The organism is Pseudoxanthomonas mexicana, assembly GCF_001556105.1.
GTDB classification, from domain to species: domain Bacteria; phylum Pseudomonadota; class Gammaproteobacteria; order Xanthomonadales; family Xanthomonadaceae; genus Pseudoxanthomonas_A; species Pseudoxanthomonas_A mexicana_A.
Genome location: NZ_LSIF01000083.1, coordinates 128,663 through 151,612, shown reverse-complemented (window position 1 = coordinate 151,612; position 22,950 = coordinate 128,663). Strand labels below are relative to the sequence as shown.

The 22,950-nt window shown below is 68.3% G+C and carries 20 protein-coding genes, 1 other RNA gene and 1 pseudogene; 18 read left to right on the top strand and 4 right to left on the bottom strand.

From position 1 onward, the window contains the following. Window positions 1-3 precede the first annotated feature (3 nt). Together AX730_RS14690 and AX730_RS14685 are read right to left on the bottom strand one after the other, a co-directional pair. Window positions 4-393, bottom strand: a complete 390-nt coding sequence (locus tag AX730_RS14690; protein ID WP_062357755.1) for a YraN family protein — start codon at window positions 391-393, stop codon at window positions 4-6. Beyond that, window positions 383-1,678: pseudogene (locus tag AX730_RS14685) on the bottom strand (penicillin-binding protein activator); the annotation flags it as partial. The pseudogene AX730_RS14685 and the gene AX730_RS14690, both read right to left, overlap by 11 nt. Window positions 1,679-1,863: 185 nt before the next feature. On the opposite strand from AX730_RS14685, the gene rsmI reads away from it, so the two are divergent. Beyond that, a complete protein-coding gene (gene rsmI, locus AX730_RS14680) occupies window positions 1,864-2,682 on the top strand; it encodes a 16S rRNA (cytidine(1402)-2'-O)-methyltransferase (RefSeq protein ID WP_062357754.1) in 819 nt (272 codons plus the stop codon). Window positions 2,683-2,721: 39 nt separating this feature from the next. After that, an RNA gene (rnpB, locus tag AX730_RS14675) (RNase P RNA component class A) lies at window positions 2,722-3,071 on the top strand. A gap of 200 nt (window positions 3,072-3,271) precedes the next feature. Here the strand turns inward: rnpB and AX730_RS14670 are convergent. Beyond that, window positions 3,272-4,042 carry an NRDE family protein gene (locus AX730_RS14670; RefSeq protein ID WP_062357875.1) on the bottom strand — a complete coding sequence of 257 codons (771 nt, stop codon included), beginning with the start codon at window positions 4,040-4,042 and terminating at the stop codon, window positions 3,272-3,274. Window positions 4,043-4,362: 320 nt separating this feature from the next. Between AX730_RS14670 and mraZ the strand changes: the two genes are divergently transcribed. From mraZ to lpxC, 15 genes are all read left to right on the top strand, one after another. After that, complete coding sequence (gene mraZ / locus AX730_RS14665) at window positions 4,363-4,809, top strand: division/cell wall cluster transcriptional repressor MraZ (RefSeq protein ID WP_062357753.1); 447 nt, start codon at window positions 4,363-4,365, stop codon at window positions 4,807-4,809. Beyond that, the gene (gene rsmH, locus AX730_RS14660) at window positions 4,806-5,774 is read left to right on the top strand and encodes a 16S rRNA (cytosine(1402)-N(4))-methyltransferase RsmH (protein ID WP_062357751.1); all 969 of its coding nucleotides are present in this window, start codon (window positions 4,806-4,808) and stop codon (window positions 5,772-5,774) included. The genes mraZ and rsmH overlap by 4 nt, the downstream gene beginning before the upstream one ends. Further along, complete coding sequence (ftsL, locus tag AX730_RS14655) at window positions 5,771-6,034, top strand: cell division protein FtsL (protein WP_062357749.1); 264 nt, start codon at window positions 5,771-5,773, stop codon at window positions 6,032-6,034. The genes rsmH and ftsL overlap by 4 nt, the downstream gene beginning before the upstream one ends. Continuing rightward, complete coding sequence (locus AX730_RS14650; protein WP_062357747.1) at window positions 6,031-7,878, top strand: peptidoglycan D,D-transpeptidase FtsI family protein; 1,848 nt, start codon at window positions 6,031-6,033, stop codon at window positions 7,876-7,878. The genes ftsL and AX730_RS14650 overlap by 4 nt, the downstream gene beginning before the upstream one ends. After that, window positions 7,875-9,359, top strand: coding sequence for a UDP-N-acetylmuramoyl-L-alanyl-D-glutamate--2,6-diaminopimelate ligase (locus AX730_RS14645; RefSeq protein WP_062357745.1), 1,485 nt, complete (start codon window positions 7,875-7,877; stop codon window positions 9,357-9,359). The genes AX730_RS14650 and AX730_RS14645 overlap by 4 nt, the downstream gene beginning before the upstream one ends. Then, a complete protein-coding gene (locus AX730_RS14640) occupies window positions 9,356-10,735 on the top strand; it encodes a UDP-N-acetylmuramoyl-tripeptide--D-alanyl-D-alanine ligase (protein WP_062357744.1) in 1,380 nt (459 codons plus the stop codon). The genes AX730_RS14645 and AX730_RS14640 overlap by 4 nt, the downstream gene beginning before the upstream one ends. After that, window positions 10,725-11,810 carry a phospho-N-acetylmuramoyl-pentapeptide-transferase gene (gene mraY / locus AX730_RS14635; RefSeq protein WP_062357742.1) on the top strand — a complete coding sequence of 362 codons (1,086 nt, stop codon included), beginning with the start codon at window positions 10,725-10,727 and terminating at the stop codon, window positions 11,808-11,810. The genes AX730_RS14640 and mraY overlap by 11 nt, the downstream gene beginning before the upstream one ends. Then, window positions 11,810-13,126, top strand: a complete 1,317-nt coding sequence (ftsW, locus tag AX730_RS14630) for a putative lipid II flippase FtsW (protein ID WP_062357740.1) — start codon at window positions 11,810-11,812, stop codon at window positions 13,124-13,126. The genes mraY and ftsW overlap by 1 nt, the downstream gene beginning before the upstream one ends. Beyond that, window positions 13,123-14,220: an undecaprenyldiphospho-muramoylpentapeptide beta-N-acetylglucosaminyltransferase gene (murG, locus tag AX730_RS14625; protein ID WP_062357738.1), complete on the top strand. Its 1,098-nt coding sequence runs from the start codon at window positions 13,123-13,125 to the stop codon at window positions 14,218-14,220. The genes ftsW and murG overlap by 4 nt, the downstream gene beginning before the upstream one ends. Next, entirely contained in the window at window positions 14,220-15,671 is a 1,452-nt protein-coding gene (gene murC / locus AX730_RS14620; protein ID WP_083537947.1) for a UDP-N-acetylmuramate--L-alanine ligase, read from the top strand. The genes murG and murC overlap by 1 nt, the downstream gene beginning before the upstream one ends. Next, window positions 15,668-16,627, top strand: coding sequence for a D-alanine--D-alanine ligase (locus tag AX730_RS14615; RefSeq protein ID WP_062357736.1), 960 nt, complete (start codon window positions 15,668-15,670; stop codon window positions 16,625-16,627). Before murC ends, AX730_RS14615 begins: the two co-directional genes overlap by 4 nt. Then, window positions 16,627-17,409 carry a cell division protein FtsQ/DivIB gene (locus AX730_RS14610; RefSeq protein ID WP_062357734.1) on the top strand — a complete coding sequence of 261 codons (783 nt, stop codon included), beginning with the start codon at window positions 16,627-16,629 and terminating at the stop codon, window positions 17,407-17,409. The genes AX730_RS14615 and AX730_RS14610 overlap by 1 nt, the downstream gene beginning before the upstream one ends. Further along, window positions 17,406-18,641: a cell division protein FtsA gene (gene ftsA, locus AX730_RS14605; RefSeq protein ID WP_055940270.1), complete on the top strand. Its 1,236-nt coding sequence runs from the start codon at window positions 17,406-17,408 to the stop codon at window positions 18,639-18,641. The genes AX730_RS14610 and ftsA overlap by 4 nt, the downstream gene beginning before the upstream one ends. A gap of 86 nt (window positions 18,642-18,727) precedes the next feature. Then, window positions 18,728-19,954: a cell division protein FtsZ gene (gene ftsZ / locus AX730_RS14600; protein WP_062357732.1), complete on the top strand. Its 1,227-nt coding sequence runs from the start codon at window positions 18,728-18,730 to the stop codon at window positions 19,952-19,954. Window positions 19,955-20,288: 334 nt separating this feature from the next. Further along, complete coding sequence (gene lpxC / locus AX730_RS14595) at window positions 20,289-21,203, top strand: UDP-3-O-acyl-N-acetylglucosamine deacetylase (protein WP_062357730.1); 915 nt, start codon at window positions 20,289-20,291, stop codon at window positions 21,201-21,203. A gap of 207 nt (window positions 21,204-21,410) precedes the next feature. On the opposite strand, the gene AX730_RS14590 is transcribed toward lpxC, so the two are convergent. Next, window positions 21,411-21,872, bottom strand: a complete 462-nt coding sequence (locus tag AX730_RS14590; protein WP_062357729.1) for a DciA family protein — start codon at window positions 21,870-21,872, stop codon at window positions 21,411-21,413. Between the two features lie 8 nt (window positions 21,873-21,880). On the opposite strand from AX730_RS14590, the gene AX730_RS14585 reads away from it, so the two are divergent. After that, entirely contained in the window at window positions 21,881-22,831 is a 951-nt protein-coding gene (locus tag AX730_RS14585; RefSeq protein WP_062357727.1) for a M23 family metallopeptidase, read from the top strand. Window positions 22,832-22,950 lie beyond the last annotated feature (119 nt).

The window sequence follows — 22,950 nt, the reverse complement described above, 5'->3', positions numbered from 1 at the left end:
CGGTCACACCTCGTCCGCGCGGAAGGCGTCGCGGATCCATTCGAGCCGGGGCGAGGCGGGATCGCCCCGCGCATCGACCACGTCGAAGCGGCACGGCGCGTCGGCGAGCGCGGGATGGTCCTGCAGGAAACGGTGCGCCGCATGCACCAGCCGGCGTCGCTTGCCGATGTCGACGGATGCTGCGCCCCCACCGAAGGCCTGCGACTGGCGGTAGCGCACTTCAACGAACACCACCGATGGCGTGCCGGGGCGGGTGGCGTCCTGCATTACCAGATCCAGTTCGCCGCCGCGGTAGTTCGCATTGACGGCGAGTTCGGTCAATCCGGCGCGCCGCAGCAGCTCGCGCGCCGCGACTTCGACGGCGTGTCCGCGTGCCCGGCGGTCAACCCCCATCCGCGATCGGTGCGGGACGGCCACCGGTGAAGGTCGACCACGAGGGTGTGCGTACCACGTTACCGAACCCGTCCAGCTGCAGACGGCCGGTCGCGCCGCGCAGATCGGTATTCGCGCCCAGCGCCAGCTTTTCCAGGTATGCCGTCAGTAGCCAGGCGTCGTAGCCGAACGCGAACAGGCGGGCGGCCGGGCCGCGTGCGGTCGGTACGCGTTCGCCGGTGACGCTGGCGGCAGGCAGGGCCGGCACGCCGCGCGAGGTCCAGGCGTCGGTCGGGAACGCGATGCCGTCCAGTGCCATGTCTTCTTCCGGCTTGCCGGTGCCCGAGGTGAGCTGCGAGGTACCCACGCGACTCTTGCCGCCCAGGCCCGCCAGCGCCAGTTGCGGCGTCAGCGCGCGCGCCGTGCCACCGCGCACCGCCAGGAACACCGCATCGGGGCCTTCCTTCGCGGCCGTGGCGAGCGCCACCGACAGGTCGCCCGGCACGTCCGACACCTTGATCACGCGCGTGACCTTGCCGCCGCGCTCGGCGAACCGCTCGGCGAACGCCTGCGACGCGCGTCGACCGTTGTCGTCGCCGCCTTCGATGATCAAGGCGGTACGACGCTCGCGTGCGAACAGGTACTCCGCCGCGGCCAGGCCATCGTCTTCCGGCGCCAGCGAAAAGCCGGCGTTGCCGTCCGGCGGCGCGACGGTGCCACGGTTGAGTACCAGCAACGGCGTGGCGAGTTCGGGCTGCTGGAAGAGCGCGCTGACTTCATCGCGGCCCAGCGGGCCGACCACGAAATCCGCGCCCTCCGCGGTGGCGCGCGCATAGGCGGCCGTCGCACCGGCAGCGGTACCGGTGGTGTCGTAGAACTGGATGTCGGGGCGGCGGCGGCGTTCGCCGTAGTAGCCCGCGAGCAGGCCGTCGCGCACAGGCGCGGCGGCGGTGGCGAGGGTGCCCGACAGCGGCAGCAGCACGGCCAGCTTCACCGGCGGCCGGTAGCCGTCGGACTCGGCAGGCGGACGGTTGCCTGCATCGAAGCGCCACTGCGCGCCACGATCGAACGGGCGCGGCAGCGGCAGGCCGCGGCGCTGCAGGGCGCGACCGGCGAAGTTGTACAGCGGGTCGCCCGCCAGCAGGGCAGCGGCATCACGGGCGAGCGTGGCGTCGTCCAGCGTGGCCAGCAGGCGATCGATCTCACGCGCGTTGTCGCTGCGCGCCTGTCCGGTCAGCGTGGCGTCCTGGCGGGCCAGCGTCGCGGCGTTGCTGAAAGCGGGGGCGAGGCGCGATGCCGATGCGGCGGGGCCTGCACCCGGGGTGGTGGCGCAACTGGCCAGCAGCGCCGCGAATAGCAGAACAACCAGGGTCCGTGCGGGACGGAGGCTTCCAGAAAGCGTGCTTGCAACAGGCAGGTCCATGGACATCGTCGACGTTCGGGCAGGGTAACCGGCTACGATTCTACCCTCAGCCATCGAGCCTCACTGGAATGCCTGCCGGAACCCTGTTCATCGTCGCCACCCCGATCGGCAACCTCGGTGACCTGACGCCGCGTGCGCTGGAGACGCTGCGCAGCGTGACGGCGATCTGTGCCGAAGACACGCGCCGGAGCGGCCAGCTGCTCTCGCACTTCGGGGTCTCGACACCGCTGATCGCCCTTCACGAGCACAACGAGGACGCGCTGTCGCAGCGCGTGGTCGATCGCCTGCTGGCGGGCGACTCGCTGGCGCTGGTCAGCGATGCGGGCACGCCGCTGGTCAGTGATCCCGGTTTCCGCCTGGTTCGTGCGGCGCGCGCGGCGGGCATCAAGGTCAGCCCGCTGCCAGGCGCCTGCGCGGCCATCGCGGCGCTCAGCGTGGCCGGGCTGCCCAGTGACCGGTTCACCTTCGAAGGCTTCCTGCCTGCGAAGGCCTCCGCGCGGCGGGAACAGTTGCAGCGCCTGGCCGGCGAGACGCGCACGCTGGTGTTCTACGAGTCCTCGCACCGCATCGCTGAATCGCTGGCCGACATGCGTATGGCGTTTGGCGACGACCGCCCGGCCGTACTGGCACGCGAGCTGACCAAGCTGTTCGAGACCGTCCTCGATGGCACGCTGGCGGACCTGCAGCAGCGCGTCGATGCCGACGACAACCAGCGCAAGGGCGAGTTCGTGGTGATGGTGCAGGGCGCGGGCGACGACCTAGACGCTCGCCTGGTAGAAGGGCGTCGCGTGTATGCGTTGCTCAACGAGCACCTGCCGCCGTCGGCCGCCGCCAAGCTCGCCGCCGAGATCACCGGTGCCCCGAGGAAGGCGTTGTACGGCAGTTGATCCCGTTCCATGGCTTGTGCGTGCGACAATACGCACGGCGGAGTCGGCCAGACAGTCGCGTCATTGGAAACAATGCCGAGGAAAGTCCGGGCTCCACAGGGTACGGTGCCAGGTAACGCCTGGGCGGCGCGAGCCGACGGAAAGTGCAACAGAAAGATACCGCCTAAGACTGCTTCGGCAGGACGGCAAGGGTGAAATGGTGCGGTAAGAGCGCACCGCGAGTCCGGCAACGGACCGGCACGGCAAACCCCACCGGGAGCAAGACCAAATAGGGAGGCTATGCTGCGGCCCGCAGTGTCTCCGGGTAGGTTGCTTGAGCGTAACGGTGACGTTGCGCCTAGAGGAATGACTGTCCACGACAGAACCCGGCTTACCGGCCGGCTCCGCCGCTTTCCAAAGCGCCACCGGCGCTTTGGAAAGCCCCGAGGTTCGCGCCGCGAACCTCGGGCCCCAGGCCATTGGCCTCCATACCGCGCTCGCACTCCGCGCTCGCCGCCCCCTGGCCCAGGGGGCTGATGAAGCAGGGTTCAACTGGCCTCTTGTAGGAGCGACGCAAGTCGCGACCGCGCGCTGTCAGGCGTGGTGGCGGCTACGCACCAGGCCCGATCCGCAGCGTCGTCTCCCCCTCGAATAGGCCGGCCGGCCCGAACCGGCGCTCACTGATCCAACCGTGGCCAGCATGGTCGATGGCGATCAGGGTGCTGGCGCGAGTGCCGTAGCGGTCGCCGCGTATGAAAGCGGGGGACAGCATACGTTCCAGTTCGATGCCTACGCCGGTGTCAGGTAGGCGTTCATCGGACGGGTGCGACTCGTCCGCCAGCGCCTGCCACAGGGGCGACACATCGTCTTCGTCCGAGGCCACCCAGGCGGCCAGACGTTGCTTCAGGGCCATCGTCTTCGGCCAGGGCTCGTCGAGGTCGCCATTGGACAGACCATGCAGTCCGGGCGCGAGCGTGATCCGGCGGGGCGTGGGGTAGTTGCTGACGTATTCGCAGTCGGTCTCGTCGGCCAGAAGTACGTTGAAGGGTGCGAACACCTCCGCGGCCACCAGCAGTCCCGTGGCGCGGTGGTCGGCACTATCGGGCGACTGCAGGAAGCCCGCGGTCAACTGGCCGCGTGAAGGGGCGCCCGGCACCTGGATCGCCGGGTCGCGCACGTTGGTGACCACCGCCATCCGTCCGCCGGCGTCGGTCCCCGCCCAGGTTCCGCCTGATTGCAGGTCCTGCCCGGCCAACACCTGCGGTGATGCGGCCCAGCGGGCCAGCGACGCCGTGGGGCGGGCGTGGAACTCGTCGCGGTTGCCGGCCAGCAGCAGCCGCCAGCGCGGGTGGACTTTCCAAGCAAGGGCAACGAGGCACATGGGCCGATTCTGGCCCCCTGGTTTGCGCAGTTCCACTCGTGCCGAGAGGTCGGCATCGGCCTTCATGTGAAACGACGATCACCTCACTGAATCTTCCCTCAATCTCAAAATTTGAGACGAAACAGCAACTTGTGGATAAGGCTTGAGCAAGTCTCTGAAGTTCATTGCAAGCCATTGATCCGCCGAGTGATTTCAGCTTGTTCTTCCTGTTGACAACCCTGTGCGCGCTGCTAAGGTGGGCAACAGAGGGAAAACCGGGTTTCTTGTGGTTTTTCGTGGTTCAATTGATCGCTCATTAGCGCGTCGGGAAGGCAGGGGCTGTGTTTCAGGGTGAGACCGCCATCACAGTGGACGACAAGGGACGGCTCGCGGTGCCCACCGCGTACCGCGACCTCGTCGCGCGCGAGTGTGGCAATCGCCTGGTGATCACCTACAACCCGTTCGAAGGCGGCAGCCTGTACCTGTACCCCGAGAGGGTCTGGCAGCGCGTCCGCGATGACGTCAGCAAGCTGCCCAGCACCCAGAAAGCGCACCGCAGCCTGCAGTTGAAGCTGATCGGTGCCGCGTCGCCGGTGGAGCTGGACGGCAATGGCCGCATCAGCATCCCGGCGAGCCATCGCAGCGCGGTGGGCATCGAGAAGAAGGCCGTGCTGCTGGGCATGGGCGAGAAATTCGAACTCTGGAGCGAACAGGCGCATCACGCGCAGATCCGTCAGACCCTCACTGACGACGATCTGAGCGCACACATGCTCGAGCTGCGCTTGTGAGCACCGGTGACGGCAAGCGGCAGTCCGCGCCGGCCGGTCACCTCCCAGCGCTGCACTTGCCGGTGTTGTACACGCAGGTCATGGAAGGGCTGCAGGTGAAAGAGGACGGAACATACCTGGACGGCACCTTCGGGCGCGGAGGCCACGCGCGCGGCGTGCTGCAACGACTCGGCCCGGGAGGCCGGCTGCTGTTGATGGACAAGGATCCCGACGCGATCGCGCATGCCGAACAGACGTTCGCGGGCGATGCGCGCGTGTCGATCTTCCGTGGCAGCTTCGCCTCGCTCGCGCAGTGGAATGAAACCGCCGCCGGTCTGGATGGCGTACTGCTGGATCTGGGCGTGTCGTCGCCGCAGCTGGACGTGGCCGAGCGCGGCTTCAGCTTCGGCAAGGATGGTCCGCTGGACATGCGCATGGATCCGGAGTCCGGCGAGAGCGCGGCCGCCTGGATCAACCGTGCCGACGAGCGCGACATCGCCGACGTGCTGTGGACCTACGGCGAGGAGAAGCAGAGCCGTCGGATCGCGCGCGCCATCGTCGCCCGTCGCGCCGACCAGCCGTTCACCCGCACCGCGGACCTGGCGGCCGCGATCGCGGCGGTGATGCCGCGCGGCGAGAAGATCCATCCGGCCACGCGCAGCTTCCAGGCCATCCGCATCCACATCAACCGCGAACTGGCGGACCTGGAAGCCGGCCTGGACGCGGCGCTGGCGCGGCTCAAGGTCGGCGGCCGGCTGGCGGTGATCAGCTTCCACTCGCTGGAAGACCGCATCGTCAAGCAGTTCATCAACCGGCATGCCAAGGCGCCGCCGGCCAACCGCCGGTTCCCGGTGGCGGTGGACTTCGTTCCCTCGCTGCGCGCCATCGGCAGCGGGCAGAAGGGCGAAGCGGACGAAGTGTCTTCCAACCCGCGCGCCCGCAGCGCCGTGCTGCGCGTGGCGGAAAAGCTGGAGGTGGCCGCATGAGCCGCTTCCTGATCATCGTGCTGGTGCTGGCCAACATCGCCTCGGCGATCGGCGTGGTCTACGCGCGCCATCGTCATCGCGTGCTGTTCGACGAGGTGACGCGGCTGGAACGCGCGCGCGACGAACTGAATGTCGAGTTCGGTCGCCTGCAGCTCGAACAGGCCACGGTCGCCGAGGCGACGCGCATCGACCAGGTCGCGCGCGTGCGCCTGGGCATGAAGTCCCCGGAAGCGGCCGACGTGGTGGTGATCCGCCCATGAACGCCACGTCCACCAAGAACCGCAACCGCGCCCGCTTCAACCTGCGCGGCCGCCTGGCGCTGGTACTCGGCGCGATGGGCTTGTGCTCGGTCAGCCTGGTCGGTCGTGCGGCCTATGTGCAGCTGATCAACCACGACTTCTACCAGCGGCAGGGTGATGCGCGTTTCCTGCGCGAGATTCCCATCCCGACCTCGCGCGGCATGATCACCGACCGCAATGGCGAGCCGGTGGCGGTGTCGTCGCCGGTGGAATCGGTGTGGGGCAACCCGCAGGAGCTGTTGAAGACGCCCGATCGCCTGCCCGAGCTGGCGCAGGCGCTGGGCGTGCCGCTCGACCACCTGACCAACCGCCTGTCGCAGAAGGCCGACAAGGAATTCCTGTACCTCAAGCGCCGGATCAATCCGGACGAGGCGCAGAAGATCCTCGCGCACAAGATTCCCGGCGTGTTCTCGCAGCGCGAGTTCCGCCGTTTCTATCCCCAAGGTCCGGCGATGGCCCACGTGCTGGGCTTCACCAACATCGACGACCGCGGCCAGGAAGGGCTGGAGCTGGCCTTCGACGAATGGCTCAGCGGCACGCCGGGCGCGCAGAAGGTGATCCGCGACAACCGCGGCCGCATCGTCGAGAACGTCGACCTGATCCGCTCCGCGCAGCCGGGCAAGGACCTGACGCTCAGCATCGACCGCCGCATCCAGTACCTGGCGCACCGCGAGCTGCGCAATGCGCTGCTCGAGCACCAGGCCAGCAGCGGCTCCATCGTGATCATGGACGTCGCCACGGGCGAAGTGCTGGCGATGGTCAACCTGCCGACCTACAACCCCAATGCGATCGACCGGGTGAAGCCGGATGCGCGCCGCAACCGCGCGCTGACCGACATGATCGAGCCGGGCTCGACCATGAAGCCGCTGACGGTATCGACGGCATTGAAGGCCGGCGTGGTCACGCCATCGACGCTGGTCAATACCAATCCCGGCTACATGGCGTTGAACAGCCGCTACACCATCCGCGACGTGCCGCGGAACAATGGCGTGCTGACCGTCACCGGCGTCATCACCAAGAGCTCGAACATCGGCTCGATCAAGATCGCCGAGAAGCTGCCGAACGCCTACTTCTACGAGAGCATCCACAGCTTCGGCTACGGCCAGAAGCCAGGCAGCGGCTTTCCGGGCGAATCCGCCGGCATGCTGGCACCGCCGGATCGCTGGAACGGACTGCAGAAGGCGACGATGTCGTACGGCTATGGGCTGGCGGTGACGCCGCTGCAGATCGCGCGTGCCTACTCGGCGCTGGGCAACGGCGGCAAGCTGGTGACGCCGACGTTCGTGAAGGGCCAGCGCGGCGAAGCGCCGCAGGTGCTGGATCCGGCGATCGCGCACGAAGTCGTCGGCATGATGGAAACCGTGGTGACGCAGGGTGGCGCCAAGCGCGCCGGCGTGCTCGGTTACCGCGTGGCGGGCAAGACGGGCACCGCGCGCATCGCCTCGGGTGGTGGCTACGCGAAGGGCCGCTACGCCTCGTTCTTCGCCGGCCTGGTGCCTGCCAGCAATCCGCGCTTCGCCGCGGTCGTGGTGATCAACGATTCGCAGGAAGGCGGCTACTACGGTGGCCTGGTGGCGGCCCCCGTGTTCCATGACGTGATGGACGGAACGCTGCGCCTGATGGACGTGCCGCCGGACGACATCGAGTCCTGGCTCGCCGCACAGGCCAAGAACACGCACAAGCCCGGCGCGGCTGCGCCGGCGGCCGCGCCGACCCCCATCGCCGATGACGTCATCGACACGACGGATCCGTCCGCGTTCGATGCGCCGCAGGCCGCACTGCCGGCGACGGGGGCGACGCGATGAGGCGGATGATGGCCCTCGCCGAACTGCTGCCCGACGTCGACGTACCGCGCGACATCGTCGTGCGCGGGCTGACGCTGGACAGCCGCAGCGTGCAGTCGGGCGATGCCTTCGTCGCCATCGCCGGCTTCGGTGCGCATGGTCTGAACTTCGCCACGCAGGCGAAGGAGAACGGCGCCAGCGCGATCCTGTTCGAGGCGCCGGTGCCGGACGGACTGGAAGCGCCGCGCGATGCGATTGCGGTCCCGGGCCTGCGCGCGCGCATGGGCGCGATGGCGGATCGGTTCCATGCCGCGCCGTCGCACGACATGAAGATGGTCGGCGTCACCGGCACCAACGGCAAGACCTCGACCGTGCAGTTGCTGGCGCAGGCCTGGCACCTGCGCGGCGTGCGCTGCGCGACCGTCGGTACGCTCGGCGCCGGCATGTACGGCGAAGTGGTGCCGACCGGGTTCACCACGCCGCTGGTGCTGCAGATGCACGCGCTGCTGGCGCAGTTCCGCGATGCGGGCGCCAAGGCCGTGGCGATGGAAGTCAGCTCGCATGCGCTCGACCAGGGGCGCGTGGACGCGGTGCATTTCGATGTCGGCGTGTTCACCAACCTCACCCGCGACCATCTCGACTACCACGGCGACATGGAGCGCTATGGCGCGGCCAAGTCGCTGCTGTTCGCGCGCGACGGCCTGAAGGCCGGCGTCATCAATCTCGACGATGCCTACGGGCGCGAGCTGTTCGCGCGCCTGCCGCACGGGCTGCAGCGCATCGGCGTGAGCTCGCGCGGACACCAGGATGCGGTCGTGCGCGCGGATGCGCTGCGGCTGGACGGCAACGGCATCGCCTTCGACCTGATCGCTGGCGACGACACGCAGCCGGTGCAGTCGCGCCTGCTGGGCCGCTTCAACGTGGACAACCTGCTGGCGGTGGCGGGCGTGCTGCATGCGCTGGGCGATACGACAGCCGAGATCGCCCGCACGCTGTCGCGGCTGGCACCGATCCATGGCCGGATGAACCGGCTCGGCGGCGACTGCGATGCGGCGGGCAACCGGCGGCCGCTGGTCGTCATCGACTACGCACATACGCCGGACGCGCTGGAACAGGCGCTTGCGAGCCTGCGTGACCACGTGCAGGGACGGCTGGTCTGCGTGTTCGGCTGCGGTGGCGACCGCGATACCGGCAAGCGGCCGCAGATGGCCGCCATCGCCGAGCGCCTGGCGGACGTCGTGCTGGTCACCGACGACAATCCGCGTACCGAGGATGGCGACCGCATCGTGGCCGACATCATGGCCGGCTTCGCGAAGCCGGATGCGGTGATCGTGCAGCGCGACCGCGCGCAGGCGATCGCGCTGGCAGTGGCGCAGGCTGGACCCGATGACATCGTGCTGGTGGCCGGCAAGGGTCACGAGCCGTACCAGGAAATCCACGGCGTGAAGCACCCGTTCGACGACACCGCCGTCGCCCGGCAGGCACTGGAGGACCGTCGATGAAGCGGCTTCCCCTTTCCCTGCTGGCGCACTGGGCGGGCGGCGAGCTGATCGGCGACGATCTGGTGATCGGCTCGTTGACGCACGACACCCGCACGCTGGTGCCCGGCAGCCTGTATGTGGCGCTGCGCGGCGAGCGCTTCGACGGCCACGATTTCGCCTACGACGCCTCCATGCGCGGTGCCGCCGCGGTGCTGGTCGACCACGAAGTGAAGGTCGACGTGCCGCAGGTCGTGGTACCCGACACGCTGCTGGCACTGGCGCGCATCGCCGCCGGCCTGCAGCGCGACCGCGTGGAGAAGGCGGTCGCTATCACCGGCAGCAACGGCAAGACGTCGGTGAAGACGCTGGTGGTGTCCATCCTGCAGCGCGCCGGCGTCACCTACTTCAATCCCGGCAACCGCAACAACGAGATCGGCCTGCCGATGGCCGTCATCGACGGGCCGGACGATGCCGACTTCTCGGTGTACGAGATGGGCGCGGGCAAGCCGGGCGACATCGCCTACCTGACCGACATCGTCACCCCGGAAGTCGCGCTGGTGAACAACATCGCCGCCGCGCACCTGGAGCGCATGGGCTCGCTGATGGGCGTGGCCGAGACCAAGGGCGCGATCTACGACGCATTGCCGGCCGATGGCACCGCGGTGATCAACGCCGACGACGCCTTCGCCGAATACTTCGCCGGCCGCGTGCCCGACCGCCGCATCCTGCGCTTCGGCCTGGAGGCGACCGCCGACCTGACCGCGCGCGACATCCGCGCGACCGCGGACGGTTCGGACTTCGTGCTGGTGGCACCACATGGCGAAGTCGCGGTCGAACTGCACCTGCCGGGCCGCCACAACGTACTCAATGCATTGGCCGCGGCCGGCATCGCGATGGCCTGCGGCGTGTCGCTGGCGATCATCGCCGACGGCCTGTCGGCCGCGCAGCCCGTCGCCGGCCGCCAGGTCGCGCACGCGCTGCCGAACGGCGCGGTGGTGATCGACGACAGCTACAACGCCAACCCCGGTTCGCTGGTCGCGGCCATCGACACGCTCGCGGCCGCCAGCAGGCAGGCGGGCGGCGAGGGCTGGCTGGTGCTCGGCGACATGCGCGAGCTGGGCGCGGACGAACAGGCGCTGCATGCCGACATGGGCATGCGCGCGAAAACGGCCGGCCTGCGTCGCCTCTACACGCTGGGCCCGCTCAGCGCCGCCGCCGCCGCCGCCTTCGGCGAAGGCGCGCATCCATTCCAAGACCACGCCTCGCTGGCGGCCGCGTTGCGCGCCGACCTGCGGGCCGGCGTGCGCTGTCTGGTCAAGGGGTCGCGCGGCAGCGCGATGGACCGGATCGTCGCCGCTCTGCTGTCCACCGGGGAGGACACCTCGCATGTTGCTTGAACTGGCTCGCTGGCTGCAGAGCCTGGAAAACTTCTTCGGCCTGTTCGGCTACCTGACGTTCCGCGGCATCCTGGCCGCGCTGACGTCGCTGGCGTTGTCGTTGTGGCTGGGCCCGGCGGTGATCCGCAAGCTCGGCCAGCTGAAGGGCGGCCAGCCGATCCGCAAGGACGGCCCACAGTCGCACTTCTCCAAGGCTGGCACGCCGACGATGGGTGGCGCGCTGATCCTGATGACGGTGCTGCTGTCGGTGCTGCTGTGGGGCGACCTGCGCAACAAGTACGTGTGGGTAGTGCTGCTGGTGATGCTGACGTTCGGCGCCATCGGCTGGTACGACGACTGGATCAAGATCGTCAAGCGCGATCCGAATGGCCTGAAGTCGCGCTGGAAGTACCTGCTGCAGTCGATCTTCGGCCTGGCCGCCGGCCTGTACCTGTACCTGTACGCCGACGTGCCGGCGGCGACGACCTTCTACGTGCCGTTCTTCAAGTCGATCGCGCTGCCGCTCGCGGGCTTCGGCTTCGTCGCCATTGCCTACTTCTGGATCGTCGGCTTCTCCAACGCGGTCAACCTGACCGACGGCCTGGATGGCCTGGCGATCATGCCGACCGTGCTCGTCGCGTGCGCGCTGGGCGTGTTCGCCTACGCCTCGGGCAATGCGGTGTTCTCCAACTACCTGCAGATCCCGCCGGTGCCGGGTGCGGGTGAACTGACCATCATCTGCGCGGCCATCGCCGGCGCGGGCCTCGGGTTCCTGTGGTTCAACACGTATCCGGCGATGGTGTTCATGGGCGACATCGGCGCGCTGGCGCTGGGCGCTGTGCTGGGCACCATCGCGGTGATCGTGCGCCAGGAACTGGTGCTGGTGATCATGGGCGGCATCTTCGTCATCGAGACGCTGTCGGTGATGATCCAGGTGGCGTCGTTCAAGCTGACCGGCAAGCGCGTGTTCCGCATGGCGCCGATCCACCACCACTTCGAACTGAAGGGTTGGCCGGAGCCGCGCGTGATCGTGCGCTTCTGGATCATCTCCGTCGTGCTGGTCCTGGTCGGTCTGGCCACGTTGAAGGTGCGCTGATGAACGACACGCCGCGCCAGGCCACGCGACTGGAAGCCATCGGGGGCCGCTTCGACCCCTGGTTGCTCGGCGCCATGCTGGCGCTGGCCTCGCTCGGCGTGGTGATGGTGGCGTCGGCGTCGATCTACCAGCACGGCAACCCGTTCTACTACCTGATCCGCCATGGCATGTTCCTGGTGGCCGGCGCCGGCTTGGCGTGGTGGGTGACGCGCACCGAGCTGAAGAGCATCGAGGCGCGCAACCACCTGCTGCTGCTCGGCTGCGTGGTGCTGCTGTTGATGGTGTTCGTGCCGGGCCTGGGCGTGAGCGTCAAGGGCGCGCACCGCTGGATCAACCTGGGTGTGTCGAACTTCCAGGTGGTCGAGGTGGTGAAGGTGTTCTTCATCGTCTGGCTGGCCAGCTACCTGGTGCGCTTCCGCGACGAGGTCAACGCCACCTGGGCGGCGATGCTGAAGCCATTGGGCGTGGTGGTGGTGCTGGTCGTGCTGCTGTTGCTGCAGCCCGACTTCGGTTCGTCTTCGCTGCTGCTGGCGATCACCGCCGGCATGCTGGTGCTGGGTGGCGTGAACATGCCGCGCATGTTCGGCCCGGTGCTGGTCGGACTGCCGATCCTCGCCATCGTCGCGATCGCGGAGCCTTACCGCATGCGTCGCCTGACGTCGTTCTCGGATCCGTGGGCCGATCCGTTCGGCAGCGGCTACCAGTTGACCAACGCGCTGATGGCGATCGGCCGCGGCGAGTGGGGCGGCATCGGCCTGGGCGGTTCGGTGCTGAAGCTCAACTACTTGCCGGAAGTGCATACCGACTTCATCTTTTCGGTGATCGGCGAGGAACTCGGCTTCGCCGGCGTCTGCCTGGTGGTGGCGCTGTACGCGCTGCTGGTCGGCCGCGCGTTCGTCATCGGCCTGCGCTGCGTCGAGATGCGCCGCCACTTCGCCGGTTACGTCGCGTTCGGCGTGGCGCTGTGGATCGGCATGCAGAGCTTCGTGTCGATGGGCGTCAACCTGGGCCTGTTGCCAACCAAGGGTCTGACGTTGCCGCTGATCTCCTCGGGCGGTTCCAGCATCCTGATGACCTGCGTGGCGATGGGCCTGCTGCTGCGCGTGTCGTACGAACTGGAGCGCACGCAGCGCCAGGTCGCGCTGCGTGGCGAGGCCATCCAGGGCAACAACGAGCCGCCGCGTGCATCGACAGATGCGCGTCCGACGTCACCCGCACCTGCGCCTGCGGCGCCCGCGATGTCGCTCTCGCAGACGTTGCGCGGTACCAGCCGCCTGCAGCCGCGTGTCGAGCCGACCTTCGAGAGGCTGGCATGAGCGCGACGATGGCGGCGCCCGTGATGATCATGGCCGGGGGGACCGGCGGCCACATCTTCCCCGCGCTGGCGGTGGCGAAGGTACTGCGTGCGCGCGGCGTCCCGGTCGTCTGGCTGGGCGCGGACGGCGCGATGGAAACACGCCTGGTGCCGCAGCACGATATCCCGCTGGACACGCTGGCCATCACCGGGCTGCGTGGCAAGGGCACGCTGGCATTGCTGGGTGCCCCCGTCCGCGTGCTGCGCGCGATCCGTTCCGCGGGCTTCGTCCTTCGCCGCCGCGCGCCGCGCGCGGTGGTCAGCTTCGGCGGTTTCGCGTCGGGCCCGGGCGGTGTCGCGGCGAAGCTGCTGGGTCTGCCACTGCTGGTGCACGAACAGAACCGCGCGGCCGGCTTCACCAACCGCGTGCTGGCCAAGGTGGCGCGAAAGATCATGTCGGGCTTCCCCGGCGCCTTCCCGGCTCGCGAAGTGGTGGTCGGCAACCCGGTGCGCGACGAGATCGCCGCACTGCCGTCGCCCGACGCACGACTGCAGGACCGCAGCGGCCCGCTGCGCGTGCTGGTGCTGGGCGGCAGCCAGGGCGCGCGCGCATTGAACCTGGCCGTTCCCAAGGCGGCCGCGATGCTGCCCGCCGGCAGCGTCGAACTGCGCCACCAGTGCGGCGAGAAGCTGCGCGACGAAGCGGCCAAGGCCTACGCCGACGCGGGCGTGAGCGCCAGCGTCGAAGCCTTCATCACCGACATGGCCGCCGCCTATGCGTGGGCCGACCTCGTGGTCTGTCGCTCCGGCGCGTCGACGCTGGCCGAACTGTGTGCGGTCGGCGTGGGCAGCGTGCTGGTGCCGTTCGCGCAAGCGGTCGACGACCACCAGACCCGCAATGCCGAATACCTGGTCGAGCGTGGCGCCGCCGTGCTGTTGAAGCAGGACGGCATGCTCGCCGACACGCTCGCGACCACGCTGCGCCAGCTCGACGCAGACAGCGGGAAGCGCCTCGCGATGGCGCAGGCCGCGCGCGCGCTGGCGAAGACCGATGCGGCCGACCGCATCGCCGACATCATTCTTGAGGAAGCAGTAACAATGAGGACGCAGGCATGATGATGGCCGCCGCACGCGAGCGCCGCCTGCAGCACACCGGCAACCTGGCCCAGGCATTCCGCCGGGTGCACTTCGTCGGCATCGGCGGCTCCGGCATGAGCGGCATCGCCGAAGTGCTGTGCACGCTCGGCTACGAAGTGTCGGGTTCGGACAATGCCGACAACGCGGCCACCCGTCGATTGACATCGCTCGGCGCGCGCGTGATGCGTGGCCACAATGCCTCGAATGTGTTGGGCACCGACTGCGTGGTGGTGTCCAGCGCGATCAAGCACGACAACCCCGAGCTGATGGAAGCGCGCAGCCAGCGCATCCCGATCGTGCCGCGCGCCGCGATGCTGGCCGAACTGATGCGCTTCCGTCGCGGCATCGCCGTGGCCGGTACGCATGGCAAGACCACCACCACCAGCCTCGTCGCCGCCGTGCTGAGCGAAGGCGGACTGGACCCGACCTTCGTCATCGGTGGGCAGCTGCTCGCCGCCGGCGCCAACGCCAAACTCGGCGATGGCCAGTGGCTGGTGGCCGAGGCCGACGAAAGCGACGGCAGCTTCCTGCGCCTGAATCCGCTGATCTCCATCGTCACCAACATCGATGCCGATCACCTGGAGAACTACGGCAACGATTTCGAACGCGTGAAAGCCGCGTTCGCCGAATTCCTGCAGCGCCTGCCGTTCTACGGCCTGGCCGTGCTGTGCATCGATGATCCGGAAGTCGCCGCGATCGCTGCGGACACGCCGCGCCACGTGATGAGCTACGGCTTCGCCGAGAACGCCGACGTGCGCGCCGAGGATGTCGAGCAGGAAGGCGGCCGCATGCACTTCACGCTGCGCCTGCCGGAAGACGCCAGCATCCGCGTCACGCTCGCGCTGCCGGGTCGCCACAACGTGCAGAACGCGCTGGCCGCCGCCGCGATCGGTTGGCAGCTCGGTGTGTCGCCGGAGAACATCGGCGCCGCGCTGGAGAAGTTCGCCGGCATTGGCCGCCGCTTCAACGACCTCGGCGAGATCGCCACCCCGCAGGGCGCGCGCGTGCAACTGGTCGACGACTACGGTCACCATCCGAAAGAGCTGGCCGCGGTGTTCGCGGCGGCGCGCGGCGGCTGGCCGCACAAGCGTCTCGTGGTCGCCTTCCAGCCGCACCGCTACAGCCGTACGCGCGACCAGTTCGATGCCTTCGCCGCCGTGCTGTCCGAGGCCGATGCGCTGGTGCTGAGCGAGGTGTATCCGGCCGGCGAACAGCCGATCGCCGGTGCGGATTCCAAGTCGCTGGCGCGCGCGATCCGTGCGCGTGGCCGCAACGAACCCGTCGTGGTCAGCCAGGTCAGCGACCTGGTCGACGTGCTGCCGGATGTCCTGCAGGACGGCGACCTGCTGCTGCTGATGGGCGCCGGCGACATCGGCCATATGTCGCAGCACCTGGCGTCGCACGGCTTCTCCGCGAAGGATCCGGCATGAGTGCCGTGACCGTGCCGCCGCTGCGCGTTACCGACGCCTCGCGATTCGGCCGCGTCGCCGTGTTGCTGGGTGGCGTGTCCAGCGAGCGCGAGGTATCGCTGAACTCCGGGCAGAACGTGCTCGATGCGTTGCGTGCGCGTGGCGTGCAGGCCTTCGCCGTGGACGGCGTGCCGGCGCTGGTCGAGGCGATCCGCGCAGGCAAGGTCGACCGCGTGTTCAACATCATGCATGGCGGCGATGGCGAGAACGGCGTGCTGCAGGGCCTGCTGCAGTCGCTCGGCGTGCCGTATACCGGCCCCGGCGTGCTGGGCTCCGCACTGACGATGGACAAGATCCGCACCAAGCAGGTGTGGCAGGCCGCGGGTCTTCCCACCGCGAGCTTCGTGCGCATTCCTGCCGGTGGCGACCTGGTCGCGGCGGTGCGCACGCTGGGCTTTCCGGTGTTCGTGAAGCCGTCGGCGGAAGGCTCCAGCGTCGGCGTATTCCAGATCCAGGGCGAAGACGACCTGGCACCGGCCGTCGCGTTCGCCTCGTCGTATCCCGGCGAGCTGCTGGCCGAGCAGATGCTGACCGGTGGCGAGTTCACCGTCGCGATCCTCGGCGACCTGGCGCTGCCGTCGGTGCGCATCGTGCCGGCGACGGGCTGGTACGACTACCACGCCAAGTACATCGCCGAGGACACGCAGTACCTGTGCCCGGGCCTGGACGATGCCGGCGACGAAGCGCGGATCCGTGCGCTGGCGCTGGATGGCTTCCGCGCCGCGGGTTGCAGCGGCTGGGGTCGCGTCGATGTGATGCGACATGCCGACGGCCGCTTCCTGCTGATGGAAGTCAACACCGCGCCGGGCATGACCAGCCATTCCCTGGTGCCGAAGGAAGCGGCGCAGGTCGGCATCGGTTTCGAAGAACTGTGCTGGCGCATCCTCGAACAGACGGTGCCGGAGGTGGCGGGCTGATGAACGCCGCCCTGCGCATCCTGACCTGGCTGATCGCGCTGGCGCTGGTGGCGCTGCCGGTCGTGGCCGTGGTCAACGGCTGGATCGGCGCGGATCGCTGGCCGCTGTCGCGCCTGCGCGTGCAGGGCGAACTGGCGCGCGTGGATCCCGCGCAGTTGCAGGCGACGGTGCTGCCGTACGCACGCCGCGGCTTCTTCGCCGTGCAGCTGGATGACGCCAAGCATGCGGTCGAGCAGCTGGCGTGGGTGGAGCGTGCCGACGTGCGCAAGCGCTGGCCGGACGTGCTGGAAGTCCGCATCACCGAACACAAGCCGTTTGCGCGCTGGGGCAACGACAAGCTGCTGTCCGAGCACGGCCGCCTGTTCCCGATGCCGAAGGAGCTCGTCGGCCTGGACCTGCCGCAGCTGGGCGGCCCGGAGTCGCAGGTGCAGGAAGTGACCGCGCTCTACAACGAATCGCGCCAGTTGTTCGCCCCGATGGGCCTGGACGTCACCACGCTGGTGATGGACGCCCGCGGCAGCTGGTCGCTGCTGCTGGGCAATGGCACGCAGGTCGTGGTCGGGCGTACCGATGCGCGTCCGCGCCTGGGCCGCTTCGCACGGATGCTGCCGCAGCTGCTCGCCGCGCAGCCGCAGCCGCTGGTGCGCGCGGACCTGCGTTACACCAACGGCTTCGCCCTCAGCTGGGGCGAGGCACCGAAAGCGCCGCCGCCGGCCGCCACACCGACTCCATTGCCTGCGCCGATCGCGGTCGCAGGTCGTCTTCTGCAGGGCATTACATGAATCGCAAGGGTGACAAATCGCTGATCGTGGGGCTGGACATCGGCACCTCCAAGGTGACGGCGCTGGTCGGCGAGTACGCACCGGGCAATCCGATCGAAGTGATCGGCATCGGCTCGCACGAGTCGCGTGGCCTCAAGCGCGGCGTCGTGGTCGATATCGAGTCCACCGTGCAGTCGATCCAGCGCGCGATCGAGGAAGCCGAGCTGATGGCCGGCTGCGAGATCCGATCGGTGTACGCCTCGATCTCCGGCAACCACGTGCAATGCCGCAACTCGCCCGGCATCGTGCCGATCCGCGACGGCGAGGTGACCTGGGGCGACCTGGACCGCGTGCTGGAAGCGGCGAAGGCGGTCGCGATCCCGGCCGACCAGAAGATCCTCCACGCCATTCCGCGCGAGTACAAGCTGGACAATTCGCAGGAAGGCATCCGCAATCCGGTCGGCATGACCGGCGTGCGCCTGGAAGTCGATGCGCACCTGGTGTTCTGTGCGCAGTCCGCCGCCGCCAACATCAGCAAGTGCGTGCAGCGCTGCGGCCTGCAGATCGACGACCTGATCTTCTCGTCGCTGGCCTCCAGCGTCGCCGTGCTCACCAGCGACGAGCGCGAGCTCGGCGTGGTGCTGGTCGACATGGGCGCCGGTACCACCGACCTGGCGGTGTTCGTGCAGGGCGCGATCTGCCATACGGCCTCGCTGCCGATCGCCGGCGACCAGGTGACCAACGACATCGCGCACATGCTGCGCACGCCGACGCCGGAAGCCGAGCAGATCAAGGTGCGCTACGCCTGCGCACTCGCGCAGCTGGCCACGGCGGAAGAAAGCATCCAGGTGCCGAGCGTCGGCGACCGTCCGCCGCGCCGCCTGCCGCGCCATGCGCTGGCGCAGGCCGTGCAGCAGCGCTACGAGGAAATCTTCGAGATGGTGCAGGCGGAACTGCGCCGCTCCGGCTTCGAGGAGCGCGTGCGCGCCGGCATGGTGCTCACCGGCGGCGCCGCGAAGATGGAAGGCGTGGTCGAGCTGGCCGAAGAGATGCTGCAGATGCCCGTGCGCGTCGGCATTCCGCAGCACGTCACCGGCTTGGGCGAAGTGGTCGGCAACCCGGTGCATGCCACCGGCGTCGGCCTGCTGCTGATGGGCAGCCAGATCGAACATCCCCGGCGTCCCTCGCTGCCCACGGGCAAGGCGGGCAGCTGGTTCAAGAAACTGCAGAACTGGTATCGCGGCGAGTTCTGAGTGAGGCGACACCTACCGCGAAGTTGAAGGCGTCACGACGTTCGTTCCAACAAGCACCACATAACTAAATAAACGAGGACAAGGACATGGCACATTTCGAACTGGTTGAAAAGATGGCCCCGAATGCGGTGATCAAGGTCGTGGGCGTGGGCGGCGGCGGCGGCAACGCCGTGGCGCACATGGTCAACGGCAGCGTGGACGGCGTGGAGTTCATCACCGCCAACACCGATTCGCAGGCGATCAAGAACTGCGGCGCCAAGCTGCAGCTGCAGCTGGGCAGCAACGTCACCAAGGGCTTGGGCGCAGGCGCGAATCCGGAGGTTGGTCGTCAAGCAGCTCTGGAGGACCGCGAGCGCATCATCGACGCCCTCGACGGCGCCGACATGGTGTTCATCACCGCCGGCATGGGCGGCGGCACCGGTACCGGCGCCGCGCCGGTCGTGGCGCAGCTCGCCAAGGAGATGGGCATCCTGACCGTCGCCGTGGTCACCAAGCCGTTCCCGTTCGAAGGCCGTCGCCGCATGCAGGTCGCGCTGAAGGGCATCGAAGAACTGAGCCACCACTGCGACTCGCTGATCACCATTCCGAATGAAAAGCTGATCACCGTGCTGGGCCGTAACGCCACCATGATCCAGGCGTTCCGCGCCGCCAACGACGTGCTGCTCGGCGCGGTGCAGGGAATCGCCGACCTGATCGTGCGTCCGGGCCTGATCAACGTCGACTTCGCCGACGTGCGCACCGTGATGAGCGAAATGGGCCTGGCCATGATGGGCACCGGCTCCGCCCGCGGCGACGACCGCGCGCAGGCCGCTGCCGAGGCCGCCATCCAGAACCCGCTGCTGGACGACGTCAACCTCAACGGTGCCAACGGCATCCTGGTCAACATCACCGCCGGCCCGGACTTCACCATGGCCGAGTTCGACGAAGTGGGCCGCACCATCGAGGGCTTCGCCTCCGAAGACGCGACCGTGGTCGTCGGCACCGTGCTGGATCCGGACATGCAGGACGAAGTGCGCGTGACCGTGGTGGCCACCGGCCTGAACCGCAACGCCGCCCGCCAGCCGGTCGGCCGTGGCGGCGACCTGCGCGAGCCCATGCGTGCGCCGATCAAGCTGGTCCGCGACGCCACCACCGGCATGCCGATCGACGACGGTTTCTCGATGGATCCGATCAGCGCCGCCACCAGCGGCCTGGGCCTGCGCCGCGGTTCGGCCTCGCCCGCGCCGTCGGCCCCGGCGTCCGCGCCGGTGTCGGCCGAGCTGCCGTCGGACTACCTGGACATCCCGGCGTTCCTGCGCCGCCAGGCGGACTGATGTGATGTGTTCCTTCCCCCGCTTGCGGGGGAAGGCTGGGATGGGGGCGAGCGGAGCCGACATCTTTGGCAACGCATCGAAGGACCGGAAATCGGGTCTTCGGCCTGCCCCCACCCCAACCCTCCCCCGTAAACAGGGGAGGGGGTAAACGATGTGCCGTTCCATCGCCATGTCCCTTCGCTGCCGGGCCTTCGCCGGCCCGGCAGTCCTTTCCCGACGGCCTTAGCAGACCGTTGTTGCAGGGGTGGGACAGACCGGTTCTTCCGTTAAGATTCAGTGGTCTGCGTGATATTCTCGCTGCCCGCTCAGGTTCCCCCCACCTGCGATTCCTCCCATGGCCCAGCAACGCACCCTCAAGAACGTGATCCGCGCGACGGGCGTGGGGCTGCACAGTGGTGAAAAGGTCTACATGACCCTGCGCCCGGCGCCCGTGGATACCGGCATCGTGTTCCGGCGCATCGATCTGGCGCCGGTGGTGGAGATTCCCGCGAGTGCGGAGCTGGTCACCGAGACCACCCTGTGCACCGGCCTGACCTGCGAAGGCGCCAAGGTGCAGACCGTCGAGCACCTGATGTCGGCGATGGCCGGCCTCGGCGTCGACAACGCCTATGTGGAACTGTCCTCGGCCGAGCTGCCGATCATGGACGGCTCCGCGGGTCCGTTCGTGTTCCTGATCCAGTCCGCCGGCATCGCCGAGCAGGACGCACCGAAGCGCTTCATCCGCATCCTCCGTCCGGTGGAAGTCACCGACGGCGACAAGGTGGCGCGCTTCGAGCCCTACGACGGCTTCAAACTGGGCTTTACCGTCAAGTTCGACCATCCGATGATCCCGGCCTCGCAATCGCGCGCGGAAGTGGATTTCTCCACCGGCGCCTACATCAAGGAAGTCGCGCGCGCACGTACGTTCGGCTTCATGCGCGACCTCGAATACATGCGCGAGCGCAACCTGGGCTTGGGCGGCTCCATGGACAACGCGATCGTGCTGGACGAGTTCCGCGTGCTGAACGAAGACGGCCTGCGCTACGCGGACGAATTCGTCCGCCACAAGATCCTCGACGCCATCGGCGACCTCTACCTCGCCGGCAAGCCCATTCTGGGCGCCTATGAGGGCTTCAAGTCGGGCCATGCACTGAACAACAAGCTGGTCCGCGCCCTGTTGGCCGAGACCTCGGCCTGGGAAGAAGTGACCTTCGAGGACCGCGCCATGCCGTCCCCGGTCACCTACGCGACGCCTGCACTGGCGGTCTGAGACGCCCGTCCGGACAGGACGGTGATCACGCTGTCGACCGGTTTCCTACCGGCATCACGCGGTGGCGCGCAAATGGTTACGCTTGTGCGAAAGTGTGACGCGAGTCGGATTTAGGCCTGAATCATAACGAATTATTAACTTTTGACTAACGTCCCGACCGGTGGCGGCCGGTACCATGCCCCGTCCTTCGTGATGGCCGAGTCAAATTCAGCGCCGTTTCCGATGACCGCCCTTCGGGGTAGTGGTGCCGGCGGAGTCCGGGACCGACAGGAGGTCGAGGGCCGCTTGCAGCCCTTTGCGGGATGCCTCCGATACGGGTAAGACCGGGTTCTGCGCAGGCTTTAGGGGCGGCGCGAGGCTTGTCTTGGTGGTGACTTCGGTGACCGCCAGTCCGATGGATTGGGCCACGTTGATCAATTCGGGTGCCGCCAGGCGAAGCCGGGCGTTCCACACCGGGGAATCGACGATAAAAACGAGCCGCTTGCCAGCCACGTTCGCCAATCGGCAATGCGGCGCGAGGGCAGGCGGAAGGCAGGGGCGAAGCTGCTGTTCCAAGGCGTCGAGCCATAGGGCACGACGCACCGGGTCGGTAGCGGCATCCGTCATGGCAGCCTGGAGTGCGGGTTGCGCGGTGCCGGTACGGCGCGGCTTGGGCTTCGAATCAGACATCGGAATTTATGAGCTTTAAGACCATCGTAAACAATTCGCGCACCTGGTGGGCCCACGCGTCCGCCCATGGTGCCTATCGCATCCGCCTCGCGTTCCATGCACGTCCGCTGGCCAGCGCCGCGGTGCTGGTCGCTGCCGGTCTGCTGGTTGGCGTGGGTGGCCGCAGTGCTGCTGGCATGGCGCAGGTGTCGTTGCTGCAGGCCAAGGCCGAGCAGCGTGATGGCGAACTGGACCAGGTCCGTCGCGGTGCCCAGCAGGAAATCAACGCCATGGCCGCGCGCCTGGGCGAACTGCAGGCGCAGGCCAATCGCCTGAACGCGCTGGGTGAGCGCCTGACCCGCGTGGGTCAGTTGCAGGACGGCGAATTCGACTTCAACGAGCCGGTAGGCGTCGGCGGTAACGACGTATCTTTCGACATGAAGCCCGCCGACCTGAAGGATGGCGTGGACAAGCTGGAGCAGCAGTTCGCCGCGTCCGGCCGCCAGCTGTCCGTGCTGGAAGCGCTGCTGTTCAACCGCGAACTGGACAAGAACGCGACGCCCGGCCGCTTGCCGATCGCCAACAGCTACATCACCTCCGGCTTCGGCGGTCGCGCCGATCCGTTCGGCGGCGGCGGGCAGAACCACAAGGGCATCGATTTCAAGGCCCGTGTGGGCGATCCCGTGCTGTCGGTGGCCGACGGCGTGGTCAGCTTCGCCGGTGTGAAGGGTGGCTACGGCAATGTCATCGACATCGACCACGGCAACGGCTACGTCACCCGCTACGCGCACAACTCGCGCCTCAGCGTGCGGGCCGGCGATCTGGTCCGCGTGGGCCAGGAAGTGGCCAAGGCCGGTTCGACCGGACGCTCGACCGGTGCGCATGTGCACTTCGAAGTGTGGGAAGACGGGCGCGTGGTCAATCCGCGCAAGTTCCTGGGCGAAGGCCCGACGCCGGTGGGGCAGGTCACCCGCGGCTGAGCCGTGCGGAACCAATCGGAGGCAGGGTGGTCTGACGGCCCGCCTTGATTCCCCGGGCGGCGCCCCAAGCTACAATACGGTGTTGCCAGACAGGGCGCCTTGCGCCCTGTTTCGTTTTG

What these genes read in the sequence shown, in the direction of transcription:
- AX730_RS14690 (WP_062357755.1), bottom strand. Translation starts at nt 393, where the DNA reads ATGGGGGTTGACCGCCGGGCACGCGGACACGCCGTCGAAGTCGCGGCG.
- rsmI (WP_062357754.1), top strand. Translation starts at nt 1,864, where the DNA reads ATGCCTGCCGGAACCCTGTTCATCGTCGCCACCCCGATCGGCAACCTC.
- AX730_RS14670 (WP_062357875.1), bottom strand. Translation starts at nt 4,042, where the DNA reads ATGTGCCTCGTTGCCCTTGCTTGGAAAGTCCACCCGCGCTGGCGGCTG.
- ftsL (WP_062357749.1), top strand. Translation starts at nt 5,771, where the DNA reads ATGAGCCGCTTCCTGATCATCGTGCTGGTGCTGGCCAACATCGCCTCG.
- AX730_RS14650 (WP_062357747.1), top strand. Translation starts at nt 6,031, where the DNA reads ATGAACGCCACGTCCACCAAGAACCGCAACCGCGCCCGCTTCAACCTG.
- AX730_RS14645 (WP_062357745.1), top strand. Translation starts at nt 7,875, where the DNA reads ATGAGGCGGATGATGGCCCTCGCCGAACTGCTGCCCGACGTCGACGTA.
- AX730_RS14640 (WP_062357744.1), top strand. Translation starts at nt 9,356, where the DNA reads ATGAAGCGGCTTCCCCTTTCCCTGCTGGCGCACTGGGCGGGCGGCGAG.
- mraY (WP_062357742.1), top strand. Translation starts at nt 10,725, where the DNA reads ATGTTGCTTGAACTGGCTCGCTGGCTGCAGAGCCTGGAAAACTTCTTC.
- ftsW (WP_062357740.1), top strand. Translation starts at nt 11,810, where the DNA reads ATGAACGACACGCCGCGCCAGGCCACGCGACTGGAAGCCATCGGGGGC.
- murG (WP_062357738.1), top strand. Translation starts at nt 13,123, where the DNA reads ATGAGCGCGACGATGGCGGCGCCCGTGATGATCATGGCCGGGGGGACC.
- murC (WP_083537947.1), top strand. Translation starts at nt 14,220, where the DNA reads ATGATGGCCGCCGCACGCGAGCGCCGCCTGCAGCACACCGGCAACCTG.
- AX730_RS14615 (WP_062357736.1), top strand. Translation starts at nt 15,668, where the DNA reads ATGAGTGCCGTGACCGTGCCGCCGCTGCGCGTTACCGACGCCTCGCGA.
- AX730_RS14610 (WP_062357734.1), top strand. Translation starts at nt 16,627, where the DNA reads ATGAACGCCGCCCTGCGCATCCTGACCTGGCTGATCGCGCTGGCGCTG.
- ftsA (WP_055940270.1), top strand. Translation starts at nt 17,406, where the DNA reads ATGAATCGCAAGGGTGACAAATCGCTGATCGTGGGGCTGGACATCGGC.
- ftsZ (WP_062357732.1), top strand. Translation starts at nt 18,728, where the DNA reads ATGGCACATTTCGAACTGGTTGAAAAGATGGCCCCGAATGCGGTGATC.
- lpxC (WP_062357730.1), top strand. Translation starts at nt 20,289, where the DNA reads ATGGCCCAGCAACGCACCCTCAAGAACGTGATCCGCGCGACGGGCGTG.
- AX730_RS14590 (WP_062357729.1), bottom strand. Translation starts at nt 21,872, where the DNA reads ATGTCTGATTCGAAGCCCAAGCCGCGCCGTACCGGCACCGCGCAACCC.
- AX730_RS14585 (WP_062357727.1), top strand. Translation starts at nt 21,881, where the DNA reads ATGAGCTTTAAGACCATCGTAAACAATTCGCGCACCTGGTGGGCCCAC.